Here is a 15,493-nt window from a genome sequence, read left to right as displayed (position 1 = left end):
AAAGTTGTTAAGCCTTATTAGCTTTTACAGTAATTTTTAGCTCTATGTCATCATTGATGAACTTATCACCAATATCGGTAAAGATAGATTTTGAAGCATAATTTACTTTCCAATCCGTACGATTGATTGTGAAAACTTCTGTATTTAAAGTCATCGCGTCACCTTCGATAGTTGTGGTAGCAGGAAAAGAAATATTCTTTTTGATTCCTTTTATAGTAAGATTACCTTCTAAATATATTTTCCCATCTTTTTCAGTAACTCCTGTTAGTTCAAAAGTGGCATTCGGAAATTTAGCTACATTAAAAAAATGATCTTCTTTTCCTTCTCCTTCCCCTTTAAGATGCCCTTCAAGGCTAGTTTTCTCATCACCCTCGAGATCAGTTACAGTGATTGAAGTCATATCGACAGTAAAGGATCCACTCTCAATCTTATCTTCTTTAACCTCTACTGATCCACCAGAAACTTTAATAGTTCCAGTATGTTTTTCGGTAGGTTTAGAACCTATCCATTCGATAATACTAGAAGCAGGGTCAATAGTATAAGTAATTGCTGCAGCTGGAGCTTCTTTTACTTCCTCGGCAGCACTAGCTTCTGTTTCATTCTTTTTTTCTCCTTTACAAGAAAAGGCTGTGATGACAAGTGCCGTGATTGCCAATGTGCTTACTAATTTGATTTTCATACGAAATAGTTTTGGTTAAAATAAGTTTCAAAATTATTTTTTTATGAAATAAACACTCTTAAATATATACTAAAATATTCTCGTGACATTATGACATTAATTCAAAAATGGCAGTACTTTTGCTGTTCCAAAAAGAAAACTTATTAAAAGGTACTAGTTACATGAGTAAGAAAAACAAAAATACTGAAGATGTAAAGGATCAAGTTGAAGAAGTACTTGATACACCTGTAGAAGAAGCAGAGTCTAAAACAGAAGAGGTTGATGCAGAAACACAGCTTAAGGAAGAATTAGAAAAAGAAAAGGATAAATTTTTAAGACTTTTTGCCGAATTCGAAAACTATAAAAAACGAACTTCCAAAGAGCGTATAGAATTATTCAAGACAGCAAGTCAGGATGTGATACAGTCTATGTTGCCGGTATTGGATGATTTTGATCGTGGTATGAAGGAAATCGAAAAATCTGAAGATAAAGATTTGATTAAAGGTGTGGAGTTAATCCATAATAAATTGAAAGAAACTTTAAAGAGTAAAGGTTTGTCAGAAGTTGAAGTTGCTGCCGGAGATGCTTTTAATGCGGATGATCACGAAGCAATTACTCAGATTCCTGCTCCAAGTGAGGATTTAAAAGGAAAAATTGTAGACGTTATAGAAAAAGGTTATAAACTAGGAGATAAAGTAATTCGTTTCCCAAAGGTTGTAACCGGACAATAATATTATGAAGGAAGATTTTTACGATATACTGGGCATAAGTAAAAATGCTACAGAGGCAGAAATTAAAAAAGCTTATCGAAAGAAGGCTATCGAATATCACCCTGATAAAAACCCGGGAGATAAGACTGCTGAAGAAAAGTTTAAGAAAGCTGCAGAAGCTTATGAGGTTTTAAGTGACCCCGATAAAAAAGCACGTTATGATCAATTTGGTCATCAGGCATTTGAAGGAGGTGGCGGCTTCGGTGGCGGAGGAATGAATATGGATGACATATTCAGTCAGTTTGGAGATATCTTCGGTGGCGGAGGTTTTGGTGGTTTCGGAGGTTTTGGCGGTGGAGGCCGAGGACAACGTCGCGTAAAGGGAAGTAATCTTCGTATCCGTGTTAAACTTACTTTAGAAGAAATTGCAAACGGAGTAGAGAAGAAGATTAAAGTAAAGCGTAAGATACAAGCTCCTGGAACAACTTATAAAAGTTGTGGAACCTGTAATGGAACCGGGCAAGTAACCAGAATTACCAATACAATTCTTGGTAGAATGCAAACTTCTTCTCCTTGTTCTACTTGTGGAGGTGCTGGTCAAAGTATTGATTACAGACCTTCTGATGCTGATGCTCAGGGATTAAAGGTTTCAGAAGAAACCGTAAGTATCAAGATTCCTGCTGGAGTAGAAGATGGAATGCAGCTTAAGGTTTCAGGAAAAGGTAACGAAGCTCCTGGAAATGGCATTTCGGGAGATCTTTTAGTAGCTATTGAAGAATTGGATCATCCAGATTTACAGCGAGAAGGCGATAATCTGCATTATGACTTATATGTCAGTTTTTCTGAAGCTGCTCTAGGCGCTTCCAGAGAGATTGATACGGTTTCCGGAAAAGTCCGTATCAAAATTGAAGAAGGAGTACAAAGTGGAAAAATTCTCCGTTTAAGAGGTAAAGGTATACCAAGTCTTAATGGCTACGGAAAAGGAGACTTATTAGTACATGTAAATGTATGGACTCCTAAGACACTTAATAAAGAACAGCGCGAGTTTTTCGAGAAAATGGCTCAAGATGACCATTTTGCACCAAAACCAGATAGTGGTGACAAATCATTTTTCGAAAAAGTGAAAGACATGTTTTCTTAATAAAAACTTAATTGATTTTACTTATAGTGTAATCATTTGTCTTTATTAACTATTGATTAGGAAAAATTTGTATATTTGAAACATCACTAGCGCATTTAGTGATAATTTTTCTTTTTCATAGCAATTTTTTTCCCATCCTTTATATTCGTATTAAGGGTGGGTTTTGTTTTTTGTAACATTATTAGTATAAGTTTTTAACTTTTCGTATCATTCAGGTTTAATAAAACTACGACTATATTTATGGCCAATCTTTTAGAGGTACAACACGTAAGCAAGCGCTTTGGGACATTTACAGCGTTACAAGATGTGTCTATCCAAGTGCCTAAAGGAAGTATTTTTGGACTACTAGGTCCAAATGGAGCTGGTAAAACCACATTAATCAGAATTGTAAATCAGATCACACTTCCGGATGAAGGAAGTGTATCTCTTGATGGTCATGCTTTACAAGCACATCATATTAAAGATATTGGGTATCTGCCAGAAGAAAGAGGATTGTATAAATCTATGAAGGTTGGTGAGCAAGCACTGTACTTGGCTCAACTCAAAGGTCTTAGTAAAAAAGAAGCCAAAGAACGTCTCAGGTATTGGTTTGATAAATTTGATATTACTCATTGGTGGGATAAAAAGATCCAGGAGCTTTCTAAAGGAATGGCTCAGAAAGTACAGTTTATTGTAACTGTACTTCATAGACCCAAGCTTTTGATATTTGATGAGCCATTTAGTGGTTTTGACCCTATCAATGCTAATGTTATTAAAGATGAAATCCTTCAGCTTAGAGATGAGGGGGCGACAGTAATTTTTTCTACTCATCGTATGGAAAGTGTAGAAGAACTCTGTGATCACATAGCTTTGATTAATAAATCTCAAAAAATATTAGAAGGCAAGGTTTCAGAAATAAAAAGACAATATAAGTCTAATACTTTTGAAGTAGGGCTGTTGGAAGCTAATAATGGATTGTTAGATACACTAAAAGATAAGTTCCAAGTAAGTTCTGCTGATTTTAAAACTATAGATGATCAGTTAAAACTTAAGATTACTTTGGATAAAGAGGCTTCATCAAATGATTTACTATCCTATTTATCTGATAAAGCACAAGTGCTTCGATTTAATGAAGTGATTCCTAGTGTTAACGAAATATTCATTAAAACTATTACAGAAAATGAGTAACCTAAAATTGATTATAAAAAGAGAATTTATTGCTCGTGTTCGTAATAGAACATTTATAGTGATGACTTTTTTAAGTCCATTGATTTTTGTCGGGATGATTTCGTTGATTGCTTGGCTAACAACGCTTAACAATGATGAGGTTCGTAAAGTGGCTTTTGTTGATGAAACAGGTTTTTTTGCATCGGATCTTAAAGATTCTGACAATACCAAGTATCTTGATTATAGCGATTTAGATCTAAATGATGCTAAGGATTCTGTAGTGCTCAAAAAACTTGATGGGCTACTGTATATCCCTAAAAAAGAATCTAATGCAGAATTAGCATCGTCCATACAGTTTTATGCAGATGAGTCTCCAAATCTGTCCATAATTAATAAAGTTGAAAAAATAATAGCAGATAAGCTAACTAACAGTAATTATAAAAATAAAGGCCTTGATCTTGGTATGATTGAGGATGCCAAAGCTAGAGTAAATATCCGTATAGAAAATTTCTCAGGAGAGAAGACATCAAAAATGTCTAATTATGTCAAGATGGCTTTTGGTGGAGCTGCAGGATATTTTTTAATGATGTTTATTATCATTTATGGTAATATGGTGATGAGATCGGTAATAGAGGAAAAAGCCAATCGTATAATCGAAATCATTATTTCTTCTGTAAAACCTATCCAATTGATGATGGGTAAGATTTTGGGAACATCTTTAGCAGGAATATCCCAGTTTTTTATATGGGTTATTCTGGGGGGAGTTTTGTTGACAGTTGCGACATCTTTCTTTGGAGTGGAGCCACAACCTGTCGGTTTGGATCAATCTATAGCGCTACAAAAAACTAGTCAAGAAGAAATTCAATTAATTCTTCAAGATATATTAAAACTTCCATTGTTAACATTAGTATTATCTTTTTTAGTGTACTTTATTGGAGGCTATTTCTTATACAGTGCTATTTATGCAGCAATCGGAGCAGCAGTAGATAGTGAAACAGATTCTCAGCAATTTATGTTACCAATTATATTACCTTTAATGTTAGGTATTTATGTTGGCTTTTTTGCAGTAATCGAAAATCCTCATGGTACAGTTTCGACTGTATTCTCCATGATACCATTAACATCGCCAATTGTGATGTTAATGCGTATACCATTCGGGGTGCCATGGTGGGAAGTAGCAATTTCTATGTTATTATTGTTTGGAAGTATTATTTTTATCATATGGTTTGCTGCTAAAATTTATAGAATAGGTATTCTCATGTATGGCAAAAAACCTACCTATAAAGAATTATTTAAGTGGTTAAAATACTAAAGTAATGATGCAGGAAGAACAATTTACAGATCAGGCAAAAGACTTTATTCAAAAAGATGTTTGGGGGTCGATTCAGGATTTTCTAGAATATGAAATATTTCATTTTGGTACTGAACACCCTATTGTGCTTACTGTTGGTCTTTTGATATTTGTAATAATAGTTTTTATTGCGACCTCTACGATTCTTAAACTTACTAAAAGAGTAGTCACCAAGAAACTAAAAAGTGAAGATAAGCTTAAGTTTGAGTCCGTATTCTCATTCGCAAAATATTTTGTTTATATCATTGTTATTTTTGGGGCATTAGATGGTATAGGCTTTAATATTACCGCTGTGTTTGCTGCTTCAGCAGCATTGTTGGTTGGTGTTGGATTGGCACTTCAGACTTTCGTGCAGGACATCCTTTCTGGAATTTTTATTTTTGTTGATCAAACAGTTCATGCCGGGGATATTATAGAAATTGATGGTAAGGTAGGTAGAGTTGAAGAAATTAAATTGAGAACTACTAGGGCGGTAACTATCGATAATAAGGTATTAATTATACCAAACCACAAGTATATGTCCTCTTCTTTGTATAATTGGACTCAAAATGGTACCTTGACAAGAGAATCAGTTGCGGTAGGTGTAGCTTATGGTAGTGATACGCAATTGGTAAAAGAGCTCTTAATCAAGGCTGCAATGTCTAATGAAAATGTATTAAAAAATCCACCTCCATTGGTTTTATTTACTGATTTTGCAGATAGTTCCTTAAATTTTAAATTAGTTTTTACAATAAATGATAGTTTTCAAGCTTCCGTTCCAAAAAGTGAAATAAGGTTTGAGATTGATCGTTTGTTTAGAGAACATAATATTAGCATTCCATTCCCACAACGAGAAGTAACGATTCTTAAACCAGAATAAGAAGATGAATGCATAAGCCCCAAATATGAATAAATACCATCTGATTATAGTATACCTTTTCTTGTGTGCTTTTAGTGTAATATATTCACAAGGTACAGATCTAGCCAGGATTGAATATGCATATATTCCTCAAGAAAAAAGTAATAACGACTACAACAGATTCAGAGTATCTGCCACTTACCCTATCGAAATGGACCAAAGCGGCACCTATTTTGTTATAGGCGCTCAGTATCGGTTTCATAATTTAAATATCAATGATAATCTTTTGGTAGATAATCAGGATAAGATAGATGATTTTCATACCGCTGGTTTGGATATAGGTTATACCTTTAAAATGGGAGATTACTGGCGCTTTGGGGCTAGGTTTGGAGCCAGAATTTCTTCTAATTTTGAAGGATCCGGACTTTTAGGAGAAGATTTTAGATATACAGGAGCGGTATATTTTATAAGAAGTAAAGAAAGAACTCAAGTCCCTTTAAAAACTAGATTAGTACTAGGAGTACGCTATTCTACTCCGGCGAGTATTAATTTTCCCCTTCCCATCATTAATTATTTTAATAGATTTCACCCTGATTGGTCTTATTCTATTGGAACTCCTAAAACAAGTATTAAATATTTTTTAAATAAAAAAAATACCCTTCAGGCTTTTGTTGGCTTAGATCGATTTTATGCTAATTTGCAGAACGACAGAGTTTTTGAGGATGAGAATGGGAACGTGCAAGTCGCAGAAAATGTATCTATGTTAAATATTATTGGTGCTATGGGGTATGAATATTATTTTACGGAACACATTTTGTTCTTCGTATACGGAGGATATACAATTAATAATGAAATTCGTTTGCGAAATAATGATCAGGAAAATGTTTTGATCATAAATGATGAAAACACATTTTATTTACGAAGCGGAATTAAACTAAAAATATAATGGCAAAAATATTAGTAATTGAAGACGAAGCAGCTATTCGAAGGGTATTAGTGAAAATTCTATCGGAAGAAAGCGATAAATACGAAGTTTTTGAAGCAGAAGATGGATTATCCGGTATCGAAAAAATAAAAGGAGAAGATTATGATCTTATTCTTTGTGATATCAAAATGCCTAAGATGGATGGGGTTGAGGTATTAGAAGCAGTAAAAAAGATAAAACCAGAAATTCCTATTGTGATGATCTCGGGTCACGGAGATTTAGATACTGCTGTTAATACTATGAGGTTAGGTGCTTTTGATTACATTTCTAAACCGCCAGATTTAAACAGATTATTGAATACAGTTCGTAATGCTTTGGATAGAAAGGAACTTGTGGTGGAGAATAAAATGCTAAAGAAAAAAGTTTCTAAGAACTATGAGATGATAGGTGAGTCTAAAGCTATTTCTGATATCAAAGATATTATCGAAAAAGTAGCGGCTACTGATGCCAGAGTGCTTATCACTGGTCCTAATGGAACAGGAAAAGAATTGGTAGCTCATTGGATCCATCAAAAGAGTGAGCGATCTAAAGGACCGATGATCGAAGTCAATTGTGCTGCAATTCCTGGAGAATTAATAGAAAGTGAACTTTTTGGACACGTAAAAGGTGCTTTTACATCTGCCAATAAAGATCGAGCGGGAAAGTTTGAAGCTGCGAATACTGGTACTATATTTTTGGATGAGATTGGAGATATGAGTCTTTCGGCGCAGGCAAAAGTACTTAGAGCTCTACAAGAAAATAAAATACAACGTGTAGGTAGCGATAAAGATATCAAAGTAAATGTCCGGGTAGTTGCTGCGACGAATAAGGATTTAAAAAAAGAAATTGCAGATAATAAATTTAGAGAGGATCTGTACCACAGATTGGCGGTGATTTTAGTAAAAGTTCCGCCTTTAAATGATCGTAGAGAAGATATTCCGTTATTGATAGATTATTTTGCAAAAAAAATATCAACTGAGCAAGGATCTACTCCTAAGACATTTTCGGATAAAGCCGTCAAACAACTACAGCAATATGACTGGACAGGAAATATCCGAGAATTACGTAATGTAGTGGAACGATTGATTATTCTTGGAGGCAATGAAGTGAGTGAGGAGGATGTTAAACTATTTGCAGCTAAGTAATTAGAATCCTTATATTGCGGCCAAAAGTAAGACAAGCCCCAAATATGAAAAAACTTTTGTTTCCGATTATAGCAATGTTTTTTGCTATGCATATTTCTGCGCAATATGATCCCAGTGCTATCAATTATGGTTTGGTAGCGATTAAAAGCTTTGGTTTTACTAATGAAGTTGGACTAGGTGCCAGGATGGAATACGCTCCTAATTGTTATACCACCTATATGGGGGAATATAATCGTTTGTTTTCTATTGGAGCCGATGAAGAAGTTGAAGGGTATAATGAACTTGCTCTTGGGGTGAACCTAATTCTATTTAACTGGTATCCTACTACAATAACTGCTGGTATGGGGTATGTAGGTAATGATTCTAGTGTTTTTGAAGATATAGAAGATGATGCTTTTATAGCATTTAGAACCGGAAATTTTAATCACGGAGCTCAGATCAAACTAAGAGCATTACATCAGATATCTATACCAGTTCATATCTTTGCAGAGTTAAATATTAAAAGTTTGGGAAGACGTTATGATACTTTTTTAATAGGGTTTAGTTATGATTTTGAAGCGAGATAATTTGGTTACATGAAGAAAATTCTATTGCTACTTATTTTTATATCATCATCAAATGTATTTTCTCAGTACGAAAGAGGAAGTGTTGATTTTGGTGTTGGTGCAGTAATTAGTGTTGGTCTTCAGGAAGAAGTGGGGTTTGATGTAAGGTTTCAGTATACATCTTCAGATAGGATTACAAGTTATATTGCAGAATATAATCGTTATTTCATAAAGGAATTCGAAAATACAGAAGTATACAACGAGTTTGCAGTAGTGTATAATTTACGCTTCATACACTATAATCCGATAAGTATTACCGCGGGTATTGGGTATGTAGGTAATGATTATATGGTATTGAGTAGAGCAGAGGACACTTCTAATCTCTTTTTTACCACAGGAACATTTAATCACGGAGCAGTATTAAAACTAAGAGGATTATATAATATTACTACTCCAATCGATATTTTTGCTGAATTAAATTTAAAAAGCTTTGGGAGAAGATATGATACTTTCGCTTTTGGGTTAACCTATTCCTTAGGAATATAAGTTTTCTTTCTACGAATTGAAAACTTTAGTATCTTAACAAACTCAACACATATGTATAGATGAAAAAGATCAATCATGAAGACTTTAGAGTCTCGAACACCATTGAATTATCCAAAATCCCTACTACCTATAATCTGGAAGCAGACGAAAAGAAAATCGAAAAAGAACTGGAAAAAGTTCGAGAAAAGCTAGGTAAATTTCAGGATACCATATACGCACACGATAAATATGCTGTACTGATTTGTTTACAGGGGATGGATACTGCCGGGAAGGATAGTCTAATTCGTGAGGTGTTTAAAGATTTTAATACTAGAGGAATTGTAGTCCATAGTTTTAAAGTGCCTACAGAACTAGAACTTGGACATGATTATTTATGGAGGCATTATATTGCTTTACCACAACGAGGTAGATTTTCGGTTTTTAATAGGACACATTATGAAAATGTTTTGGTAACCAGAGTACATCCTGAATATATTTTAGGTGAAAACCTTCCGGATGTGAATGCTATAGAAGATATTAATGATAAATTCTGGGATAAGCGTTTTGAGCAAATCCGAAATTTTGAAAAACACATTGCCGAAAACGGTACTCTTATTTATAAATTTTATTTACACCTTTCTAAAGAAGAACAAAAAAACAGATTGCTTAGAAGGTTAGAAAGGAGAGAAAAGAACTGGAAATTCTCTAAAGCAGATCTCAAAGAAAGAAAACTTTGGAATGAATATCAATACTGTTATCAAGATGCAATCAATAAAACATCATTGCCACACGCACCTTGGTATGTGATTCCAGCTGATGATAAGCCTACGGCTAGATATATTGTGGCTAGAACATTGTACAATACCTTAAAAAAGTTTGATGATATCAGAGAACCTGAATTGGATGAAGAAACCAAAGCTAATCTGGATTTATACAAAGAGCAGTTAGAAAAAGAATAAATCGTTCCTAATAAAGTTAAAACTAAGTTATAACAAAGTAACTCTAATACTAGAATAGCTAGTTTTAAGCTTAATTATTAAATAATAATATGTTGAAGAATATCACTGTCATCATTTTTGTAATCTTTTCATGGCAAAGCTTTTCACAGAACTCTACAGCAAAGGAAGATTCTATTATGCTAAAGAAAATATACAATACAGCTTTGCTAAATGGTAAAAGCTATCAATGGTTAGACTATTTATCAAATCAAATAGGAGCACGTCTTTCAGGATCTATTAATGCCCAAAAAGCGGTCGAATGGGGTGAAACAGAACTTAAGGAGTTAGGCCTCGATAAAGTTTGGTTGCAATCTGTAATGGTTCCTAAATGGACTCGTGGGGTAACTGAATTTGCCTATATCGAAACTTCTCCCGGTACAACAACTAATGTACCCATTTGTGCTTTGGGGGGTTCTGTTCCTACACCTATAGGAGGGATTAAAAACCCAATCGTAGAAGTTCAAGGAATAGAAGATCTAAGAAAATTAGGGACTTCAGAAATAGAAGGGAAAATAGTATTTTTTAACAGGCCAATGCAAGCAGATTTGATAAATACATTTGAAGCATACGGTGGGTGTGTGGATCAGCGATACTCTGGAGCCGCAGAAGCGGCTAAATTTGGAGCTGTTGGGGTAATTGTACGTTCTATGAATCTTAGACTAGATGATTTTCCGCATACAGGAACAATGAGTTATGGTGATTTAACAGATCTTGAAAAAATACCTGCTGCTGCTATTAGTACTAATGGTGCTGATTTATTAAGTTCTATGTTAAAACTGAACCCAAAGATCAAGTTTCATATGAATATGAATTGCCGTACCTGGAAAGATGTAGAATCATTTAATGTAATTGGTGAAATCACTGGTAGCGAATTCCCTAATGAATATATGATTGTTGGGGGGCATTTGGATTCCTGGGATTTAGGAGATGGTTCTCATGATGATGGGGCAGGAGTTGTACAATCTATGGAAGTTTTGCGATTATTCAAAGAAGTAGGATATAAACCAAAACGTTCTATTCGAGTTGTACTTTTTATGAACGAAGAAAATGGACTTCGTGGTGGCAAGAAATATGCAAAAGTTGCTAAGAGTAAGAAGGAAAATCATGTGTTTGCCTTAGAGAGTGATGCCGGTGGATTTACTCCAAGAGGATTTTCTTTTGATTGTAATGATACTAATTTCAAGCAGGTACTAAGTTGGAAATCGCTTTTCGAACCTTATCTGATTCATTACTTCGTGAAAGGTGGTAGTGGAGCAGATATTGGGCCACTTAAAAATGAAAAAATTGTATTAGCAGGCTTACGACCTGACTCTCAGCGTTATTTTGATTATCACCACGCTAAGAATGATACTTTTGACGCTATAAATAAAAGGGAACTAGAATTAGGAGCAGCTACAATGACCAGTCTGGTGTATCTTTTTGATACATATGGGGTGAAATAATTTATTATCCAAAATAGAATTCATGAGAACCTTTTTATCGATTATATTACTATTCTTTTTTCATACTGCAGTTAGCCAAGATGTAAAACCATCTGATAAAAAACTTTTTGTGTATGGAGGGCAGGTTAATAAACAGTTTATAAAATACACCGCAAAATTGACCGGTAAGAAAAAGCCTAAAATATGTTTTTTGCCTACTGCAACAGGTGATAGTGAACGCTATATGAATTACTGGTATCGATTATGTTCTGATTTAGAAGTTGAGCCACATGTATTGAAGGTTTGGATAAACTCTTATAGTCAGAAAAAGTCTTTCGAAGAAATATTAGCAAGCATGGATGCTATTATTGTAGGAGGAGGAAATACTTTGAATATGCTAGCCATTTGGAAGGCTCAAAAAATAGATGCGGCACTTAAGAATGCTTATGATAAGGGAATTGTGTTAGCAGGAGGAAGTGCAGGATCTTTATGTTGGTTTAATGGCGGTACTACTGACTCCAGGCCAAAAGAGTTAAGTATTGTTAGAGGATTAAATCTTATTAATTATAGTCATTGTCCACACTACAACTCTGAAGAATCTAGAAGACCTTTATATCACGATAATATTCTAAAAGATGTACTTAGTGATGGTTATGCCTGTGATGATAAATCTGGAATTCTTTTTGTAAATGGAAAGGTAAATAAAGCTTTGTCCATCGATAAAGAGAATAATTCATATTGGGTATTTAAAAAAGATGGAAAAATTATTGAAGAAAAGATAGAAGCTGAAATTATAGAGTAAATTCTCCTAATTAGACTTTTCTTATGACAGAGATCATTGACCTAAGTCAAGAAATATATTCAGGGATGCCTGTTTATAAAGGACTTCCTGAAGTGAAGATGAGTGTGTATGCTTCTCATGAAGAATGGGATGGTATTGCAGATAGTGATACTGTAACCCCCAGTGTGTACAAACTGGAATTGGGAGAGCATACAGGTACTCATGTGGATTCCATTAGCCATATGGCACGTGAGTATAAATCTCAGACCATAGATATAATGCCGCTATCTATGTTTTATACAGAAGGAATCTGTTTAGATTTTTCACATAAGGGCTGTAGAGAATTAATACATGTTTCAGAAATAGAAGAAGCTTGTACCAAAGCAAATCTTGAGATCAAAAAAGAGGATACTGTATTAATCTATACGGATCATTACCGAAGAACCTATGGGACTAAAGATTGGCCCAATGGTCCGGGAATTACTGCGGATGCTGCGAGATGGTTAGGTAACAAAGAAATCTCGGGTTTTGGGGTTGAAACCATGTCTCCTGGTATCCCAGGAGTTTCTAATAAAGAAGTACATCGTATTTGCGGTGAACTTGGTTTTACACATTATGAAAATATGATCAACCTACATAAATTAATAGGGCGGGGACGTTTTCGTTTTATTGGGTTACCTCTTAAAATCCGAGGAGGAACAGGTTCACCGGTGAGAGCAGTTGCGGTTTTTGAAAACTAAACCAATACCTATTCAACCTTATTATAGTTTTCAGAACGGGAATACGTACCATCTTTATTCAATTCTATTTGTTGATATGATTTTTCCCCCATTACCAATTCAAAAACAAAAACTTTAGTAGTATCTACAATTTTCATCATAGGTCCTGATGCATACTCCAGACGCTCTTGCAGCATTCCATCTTTTACTTCATAAGTACCATAGCCAAACCATTCATTATTATCCGCCGGATCAAAACGAGTCCACATTACCTTGCCTTTACTATACATTTTAATCTGACGATAACCATTTTGATTTAGAACAGTATCAGATACCTCGTTATGATCATAAAGAAATTGATGCTGTAGCTCCCAAACACCTTCTAGGTTATAGGGTTCGACTAATGGGTTATTTTCTTCTGTTATTGAAAGAAGAGAAAATATTCCTAATAAAGTTAAAACAAGTGTTTTCATTATTGATGAGGTTTTAAGGATGGACATCAATAAGTTACGAAAATTTTGTGAGACTGCTTTTTTTTTAAACAATTTTATCCTTCTTTTAAGAATGTTTTATGCTAAAGGTTTAGCAACTAAAATTGCCATCACAAAACACAAATAAATATACAACTGCCATGATGCCAACCAGGATATTTAGGATTGGTATACTTGCAAAAATAATAGCCGTTAGATATTTTTTTCTTACAAATAAAATCCAACATAATACTATACCAATACAAGTTATTATAGGGTAAGTTATGATACTAGATACAAGGGTTATATTAGGAACACTATTTTCAGAACCTGGACTATCAAACATCATGGCAGAAAACATAATCATTAATAATGAAGGAAGTATTAACAATCCAAAGATAGAGCTAGCGATAATTAGATAAATTCTTGTTTTATTACGTTTTTTTATTTCTTTTTCTGAGGTAATGGCTGCTGACATCAATTTTGTTTGAATAACAATAACAACGTTAAATATACGATAAGAATATTTTAGTTTATAAAGGTTCTAATACCTTTGCGTCTTCAAAAAGGTAAGATGCTTCATCAGTACACAAAAGAATTTAGGTATAATTTAAAACTTGCAGCACCCGTTATGCTAGGTATGCTCGGGCATACTTTTGTAGGATTGATCGACAATATTATGGTAGGGCAGTTGGGTACTGCAGAACTTGCTGCGGTATCCCTGGGTAATAGTTTTATGTTTATAGCTATGTCTCTTGGTATTGGGTTCTCTACAGCAATTACACCATTAGTTGCTGAAGCAGACGGGGAGAATAATTTTAAGAGTGGTAAATCGGCATTCAAACATGGATTATTTTTATGTACTACTTTGGGGGTTGTGTTATTTCTTGGGATTCTCGCAGCGAAACCATTAATGTATTTAATGAAACAACCCATTGAAGTGGTAGAATTGGCGATTCCTTATCTAGATTTGGTAGCTTTTTCACTGATTCCTTTAATAGTTTTTCAGGCATTTAAACAGTTTTCTGATGGGTTGTCTATGACCAGGTATCCAATGTATGCTACTTTGGTTGCCAATGTAGTTAATGTAGTCCTTAATTATCTTTTGATTTTTGGAAAATTTGGTTTTCCGCAATTAGGAATCGTTGGAGCAGCAGTTGGGACGTTAGCTTCAAGATTTATTATGGTGATATTTTTATGGATTTTCCTTCGAAATAAGGAAAAATCAAAGGCATTTGTTACTAATATAAAATTCTTCACTTTAGAAAACAGAATGCTGAAGAAAATTTTGGCTTTAGGCTTTCCTTCATCATTACAAATGTTTTTTGAAGTAGCTATTTTCACGGCAGCTATCTGGTTATCGGGTATTTTAGGTAAAAATCCTCAGGCTGCGAATCAAATTGCTTTAAATTTAGCCTCAATGACTTTTATGGTAGCAATGGGCTTAAGTGTAGCAGCTATGGTAAGAGTTGGCAATCAAAAAGGACTTCAGCAATTCAAAGAATTAAGAAGAATAGCAATATCTATTTTTTTACTCACATTTTTGATAGAAACTATTTTTGCAATATTCTTTATCCTGTTTAATGAAATGCTTCCTGAAATTTACCTGGATGTAAAAGATGTTAAGAATCTAGCGGATAATACAGAAGTAATAAGTATTGCTGCTAAATTATTGGTTATTGCTGCATTATTTCAGATTTCTGATGGAATTCAGGTTACAGTACTAGGAGCGTTAAGAGGAATGCAAGACGTAAAAATCCCGACAGTAATTACATTTATTGCATATTGGGTAATAGGTTTTCCTATAAGTTATTATCTGGGATTATATACTGAGTATAAAAGTTCCGGAATCTGGATAGGGCTTCTGGCTGGCTTAACAGCTTCAGCAATATTATTATATATTCGATTTAATTACTTAACAAAAGACTTGATTCTAAAGAAGAGTTCTATGTAGCATTTTGAAATAATAGTTGTATAAATTTTTGAGGTATTAATTTCTGCTGTTCAATATACTTTTTTAAGAGTGGTATCGTTTTTGGTATATTATGAAATAATTAACTATATTTCGTCTTAACACTAAC

The 15,493-nt window shown here is 34.1% G+C and carries 17 protein-coding genes; 14 read left to right on the top strand and 3 right to left on the bottom strand.

The annotated features are described in order from the left end of the window. Nucleotides 1-7: 7 nt before the first annotated feature. On the bottom strand, nucleotides 8-679 hold the full coding sequence (locus J8M14_RS09835) for a YceI family protein (RefSeq protein ID WP_211074440.1): 672 nt from the start codon (nucleotides 677-679) through the stop codon (nucleotides 8-10). A gap of 161 nt (nucleotides 680-840) precedes the next feature. Between J8M14_RS09835 and J8M14_RS09830 the strand changes: the two genes are divergently transcribed. From J8M14_RS09830 to J8M14_RS09770, 13 genes are all read left to right on the top strand, one after another. Then, complete coding sequence (locus J8M14_RS09830; protein ID WP_211074439.1) at nucleotides 841-1,389, top strand: nucleotide exchange factor GrpE; 549 nt, start codon at nucleotides 841-843, stop codon at nucleotides 1,387-1,389. Nucleotides 1,390-1,393: 4 nt separating this feature from the next. Then, on the top strand, nucleotides 1,394-2,509 hold the full coding sequence (dnaJ, locus tag J8M14_RS09825) for a molecular chaperone DnaJ (protein WP_211074438.1): 1,116 nt from the start codon (nucleotides 1,394-1,396) through the stop codon (nucleotides 2,507-2,509). A gap of 240 nt (nucleotides 2,510-2,749) precedes the next feature. Next, nucleotides 2,750-3,676 (top strand): ABC transporter ATP-binding protein, encoded by a 927-nt coding sequence (locus J8M14_RS09820; RefSeq protein WP_211074437.1) that lies wholly within the window; start codon nucleotides 2,750-2,752, stop codon nucleotides 3,674-3,676. Further along, nucleotides 3,669-4,967, top strand: a complete 1,299-nt coding sequence (locus tag J8M14_RS09815) for an ABC transporter permease (protein WP_211074436.1) — start codon at nucleotides 3,669-3,671, stop codon at nucleotides 4,965-4,967. Before J8M14_RS09820 ends, J8M14_RS09815 begins: the two co-directional genes overlap by 8 nt. A 4-nt stretch (nucleotides 4,968-4,971) precedes the next feature. After that, entirely contained in the window at nucleotides 4,972-5,865 is an 894-nt protein-coding gene (locus J8M14_RS09810; RefSeq protein WP_247672611.1) for a mechanosensitive ion channel domain-containing protein, read from the top strand. A gap of 25 nt (nucleotides 5,866-5,890) precedes the next feature. Beyond that, a complete protein-coding gene (locus tag J8M14_RS09805) occupies nucleotides 5,891-6,790 on the top strand; it encodes a hypothetical protein (RefSeq protein ID WP_211074435.1) in 900 nt (299 codons plus the stop codon). After that, entirely contained in the window at nucleotides 6,790-7,953 is a 1,164-nt protein-coding gene (locus J8M14_RS09800) for a sigma-54 dependent transcriptional regulator (protein WP_211074434.1), read from the top strand. The genes J8M14_RS09805 and J8M14_RS09800 overlap by 1 nt, the downstream gene beginning before the upstream one ends. 44 nt (nucleotides 7,954-7,997) lie before the next feature. After that, nucleotides 7,998-8,519, top strand: coding sequence for a hypothetical protein (locus tag J8M14_RS09795; RefSeq protein WP_211074433.1), 522 nt, complete (start codon nucleotides 7,998-8,000; stop codon nucleotides 8,517-8,519). A 9-nt stretch (nucleotides 8,520-8,528) separates the two neighbouring features. Next, nucleotides 8,529-9,044, top strand: a complete 516-nt coding sequence (locus J8M14_RS09790; RefSeq protein ID WP_211074432.1) for a hypothetical protein — start codon at nucleotides 8,529-8,531, stop codon at nucleotides 9,042-9,044. Between the two features lie 59 nt (nucleotides 9,045-9,103). Next, a complete protein-coding gene (locus J8M14_RS09785; RefSeq protein WP_211074431.1) occupies nucleotides 9,104-9,982 on the top strand; it encodes a PPK2 family polyphosphate kinase in 879 nt (292 codons plus the stop codon). Between the two features lie 92 nt (nucleotides 9,983-10,074). After that, nucleotides 10,075-11,463, top strand: a complete 1,389-nt coding sequence (locus tag J8M14_RS09780; RefSeq protein WP_247672610.1) for a M20/M25/M40 family metallo-hydrolase — start codon at nucleotides 10,075-10,077, stop codon at nucleotides 11,461-11,463. 22 nt (nucleotides 11,464-11,485) lie between these two features. Next, nucleotides 11,486-12,244 (top strand): peptidase E, encoded by a 759-nt coding sequence (locus tag J8M14_RS09775; RefSeq protein WP_211074429.1) that lies wholly within the window; start codon nucleotides 11,486-11,488, stop codon nucleotides 12,242-12,244. Between the two features lie 23 nt (nucleotides 12,245-12,267). Further along, on the top strand, nucleotides 12,268-12,963 hold the full coding sequence (locus J8M14_RS09770) for a cyclase family protein (RefSeq protein WP_211074428.1): 696 nt from the start codon (nucleotides 12,268-12,270) through the stop codon (nucleotides 12,961-12,963). Between the two features lie 8 nt (nucleotides 12,964-12,971). On the opposite strand, the gene J8M14_RS09765 is transcribed toward J8M14_RS09770, so the two are convergent. Then, complete coding sequence (locus J8M14_RS09765) at nucleotides 12,972-13,415, bottom strand: hypothetical protein (protein WP_211074427.1); 444 nt, start codon at nucleotides 13,413-13,415, stop codon at nucleotides 12,972-12,974. 109 nt (nucleotides 13,416-13,524) lie between these two features. After that, complete coding sequence (locus J8M14_RS09760) at nucleotides 13,525-13,890, bottom strand: hypothetical protein (RefSeq protein WP_211074426.1); 366 nt, start codon at nucleotides 13,888-13,890, stop codon at nucleotides 13,525-13,527. A 96-nt stretch (nucleotides 13,891-13,986) separates the two neighbouring features. Here J8M14_RS09760 and J8M14_RS09755 point away from each other — a divergent pair, with 96 nt between their 5' ends. Beyond that, nucleotides 13,987-15,366: an MATE family efflux transporter gene (locus J8M14_RS09755; RefSeq protein WP_211074425.1), complete on the top strand. Its 1,380-nt coding sequence runs from the start codon at nucleotides 13,987-13,989 to the stop codon at nucleotides 15,364-15,366. Nucleotides 15,367-15,493: the final 127 nt, after the last annotated feature.

It is taken from the genome of Aquimarina sp. MMG016, assembly GCF_018100805.1.
Taxonomy (GTDB): Bacteria; Bacteroidota; Bacteroidia; order Flavobacteriales; family Flavobacteriaceae; genus Aquimarina.
This window is presented reverse-complemented; position numbering and strand designations above follow the sequence as displayed.

Bases quoted from the DNA above. Each gene is read 5' to 3' on its own strand.
- J8M14_RS09835 (WP_211074440.1), bottom strand. From the start codon at position 679: ATGAAAATCAAATTAGTAAGCACATTGGCAATCACGGCACTTGTCATC.
- J8M14_RS09830 (WP_211074439.1), top strand. From the start codon at position 841: ATGAGTAAGAAAAACAAAAATACTGAAGATGTAAAGGATCAAGTTGAA.
- dnaJ (WP_211074438.1), top strand. From the start codon at position 1,394: ATGAAGGAAGATTTTTACGATATACTGGGCATAAGTAAAAATGCTACA.
- J8M14_RS09820 (WP_211074437.1), top strand. From the start codon at position 2,750: ATGGCCAATCTTTTAGAGGTACAACACGTAAGCAAGCGCTTTGGGACA.
- J8M14_RS09815 (WP_211074436.1), top strand. From the start codon at position 3,669: ATGAGTAACCTAAAATTGATTATAAAAAGAGAATTTATTGCTCGTGTT.
- J8M14_RS09810 (WP_247672611.1), top strand. From the start codon at position 4,972: ATGATGCAGGAAGAACAATTTACAGATCAGGCAAAAGACTTTATTCAA.
- J8M14_RS09805 (WP_211074435.1), top strand. From the start codon at position 5,891: ATGAATAAATACCATCTGATTATAGTATACCTTTTCTTGTGTGCTTTT.
- J8M14_RS09800 (WP_211074434.1), top strand. From the start codon at position 6,790: ATGGCAAAAATATTAGTAATTGAAGACGAAGCAGCTATTCGAAGGGTA.
- J8M14_RS09795 (WP_211074433.1), top strand. From the start codon at position 7,998: ATGAAAAAACTTTTGTTTCCGATTATAGCAATGTTTTTTGCTATGCAT.
- J8M14_RS09790 (WP_211074432.1), top strand. From the start codon at position 8,529: ATGAAGAAAATTCTATTGCTACTTATTTTTATATCATCATCAAATGTA.
- J8M14_RS09785 (WP_211074431.1), top strand. From the start codon at position 9,104: ATGAAAAAGATCAATCATGAAGACTTTAGAGTCTCGAACACCATTGAA.
- J8M14_RS09775 (WP_211074429.1), top strand. From the start codon at position 11,486: ATGAGAACCTTTTTATCGATTATATTACTATTCTTTTTTCATACTGCA.
- J8M14_RS09770 (WP_211074428.1), top strand. From the start codon at position 12,268: ATGACAGAGATCATTGACCTAAGTCAAGAAATATATTCAGGGATGCCT.
- J8M14_RS09765 (WP_211074427.1), bottom strand. From the start codon at position 13,415: ATGAAAACACTTGTTTTAACTTTATTAGGAATATTTTCTCTTCTTTCA.
- J8M14_RS09760 (WP_211074426.1), bottom strand. From the start codon at position 13,890: ATGTCAGCAGCCATTACCTCAGAAAAAGAAATAAAAAAACGTAATAAA.
- J8M14_RS09755 (WP_211074425.1), top strand. From the start codon at position 13,987: ATGCTTCATCAGTACACAAAAGAATTTAGGTATAATTTAAAACTTGCA.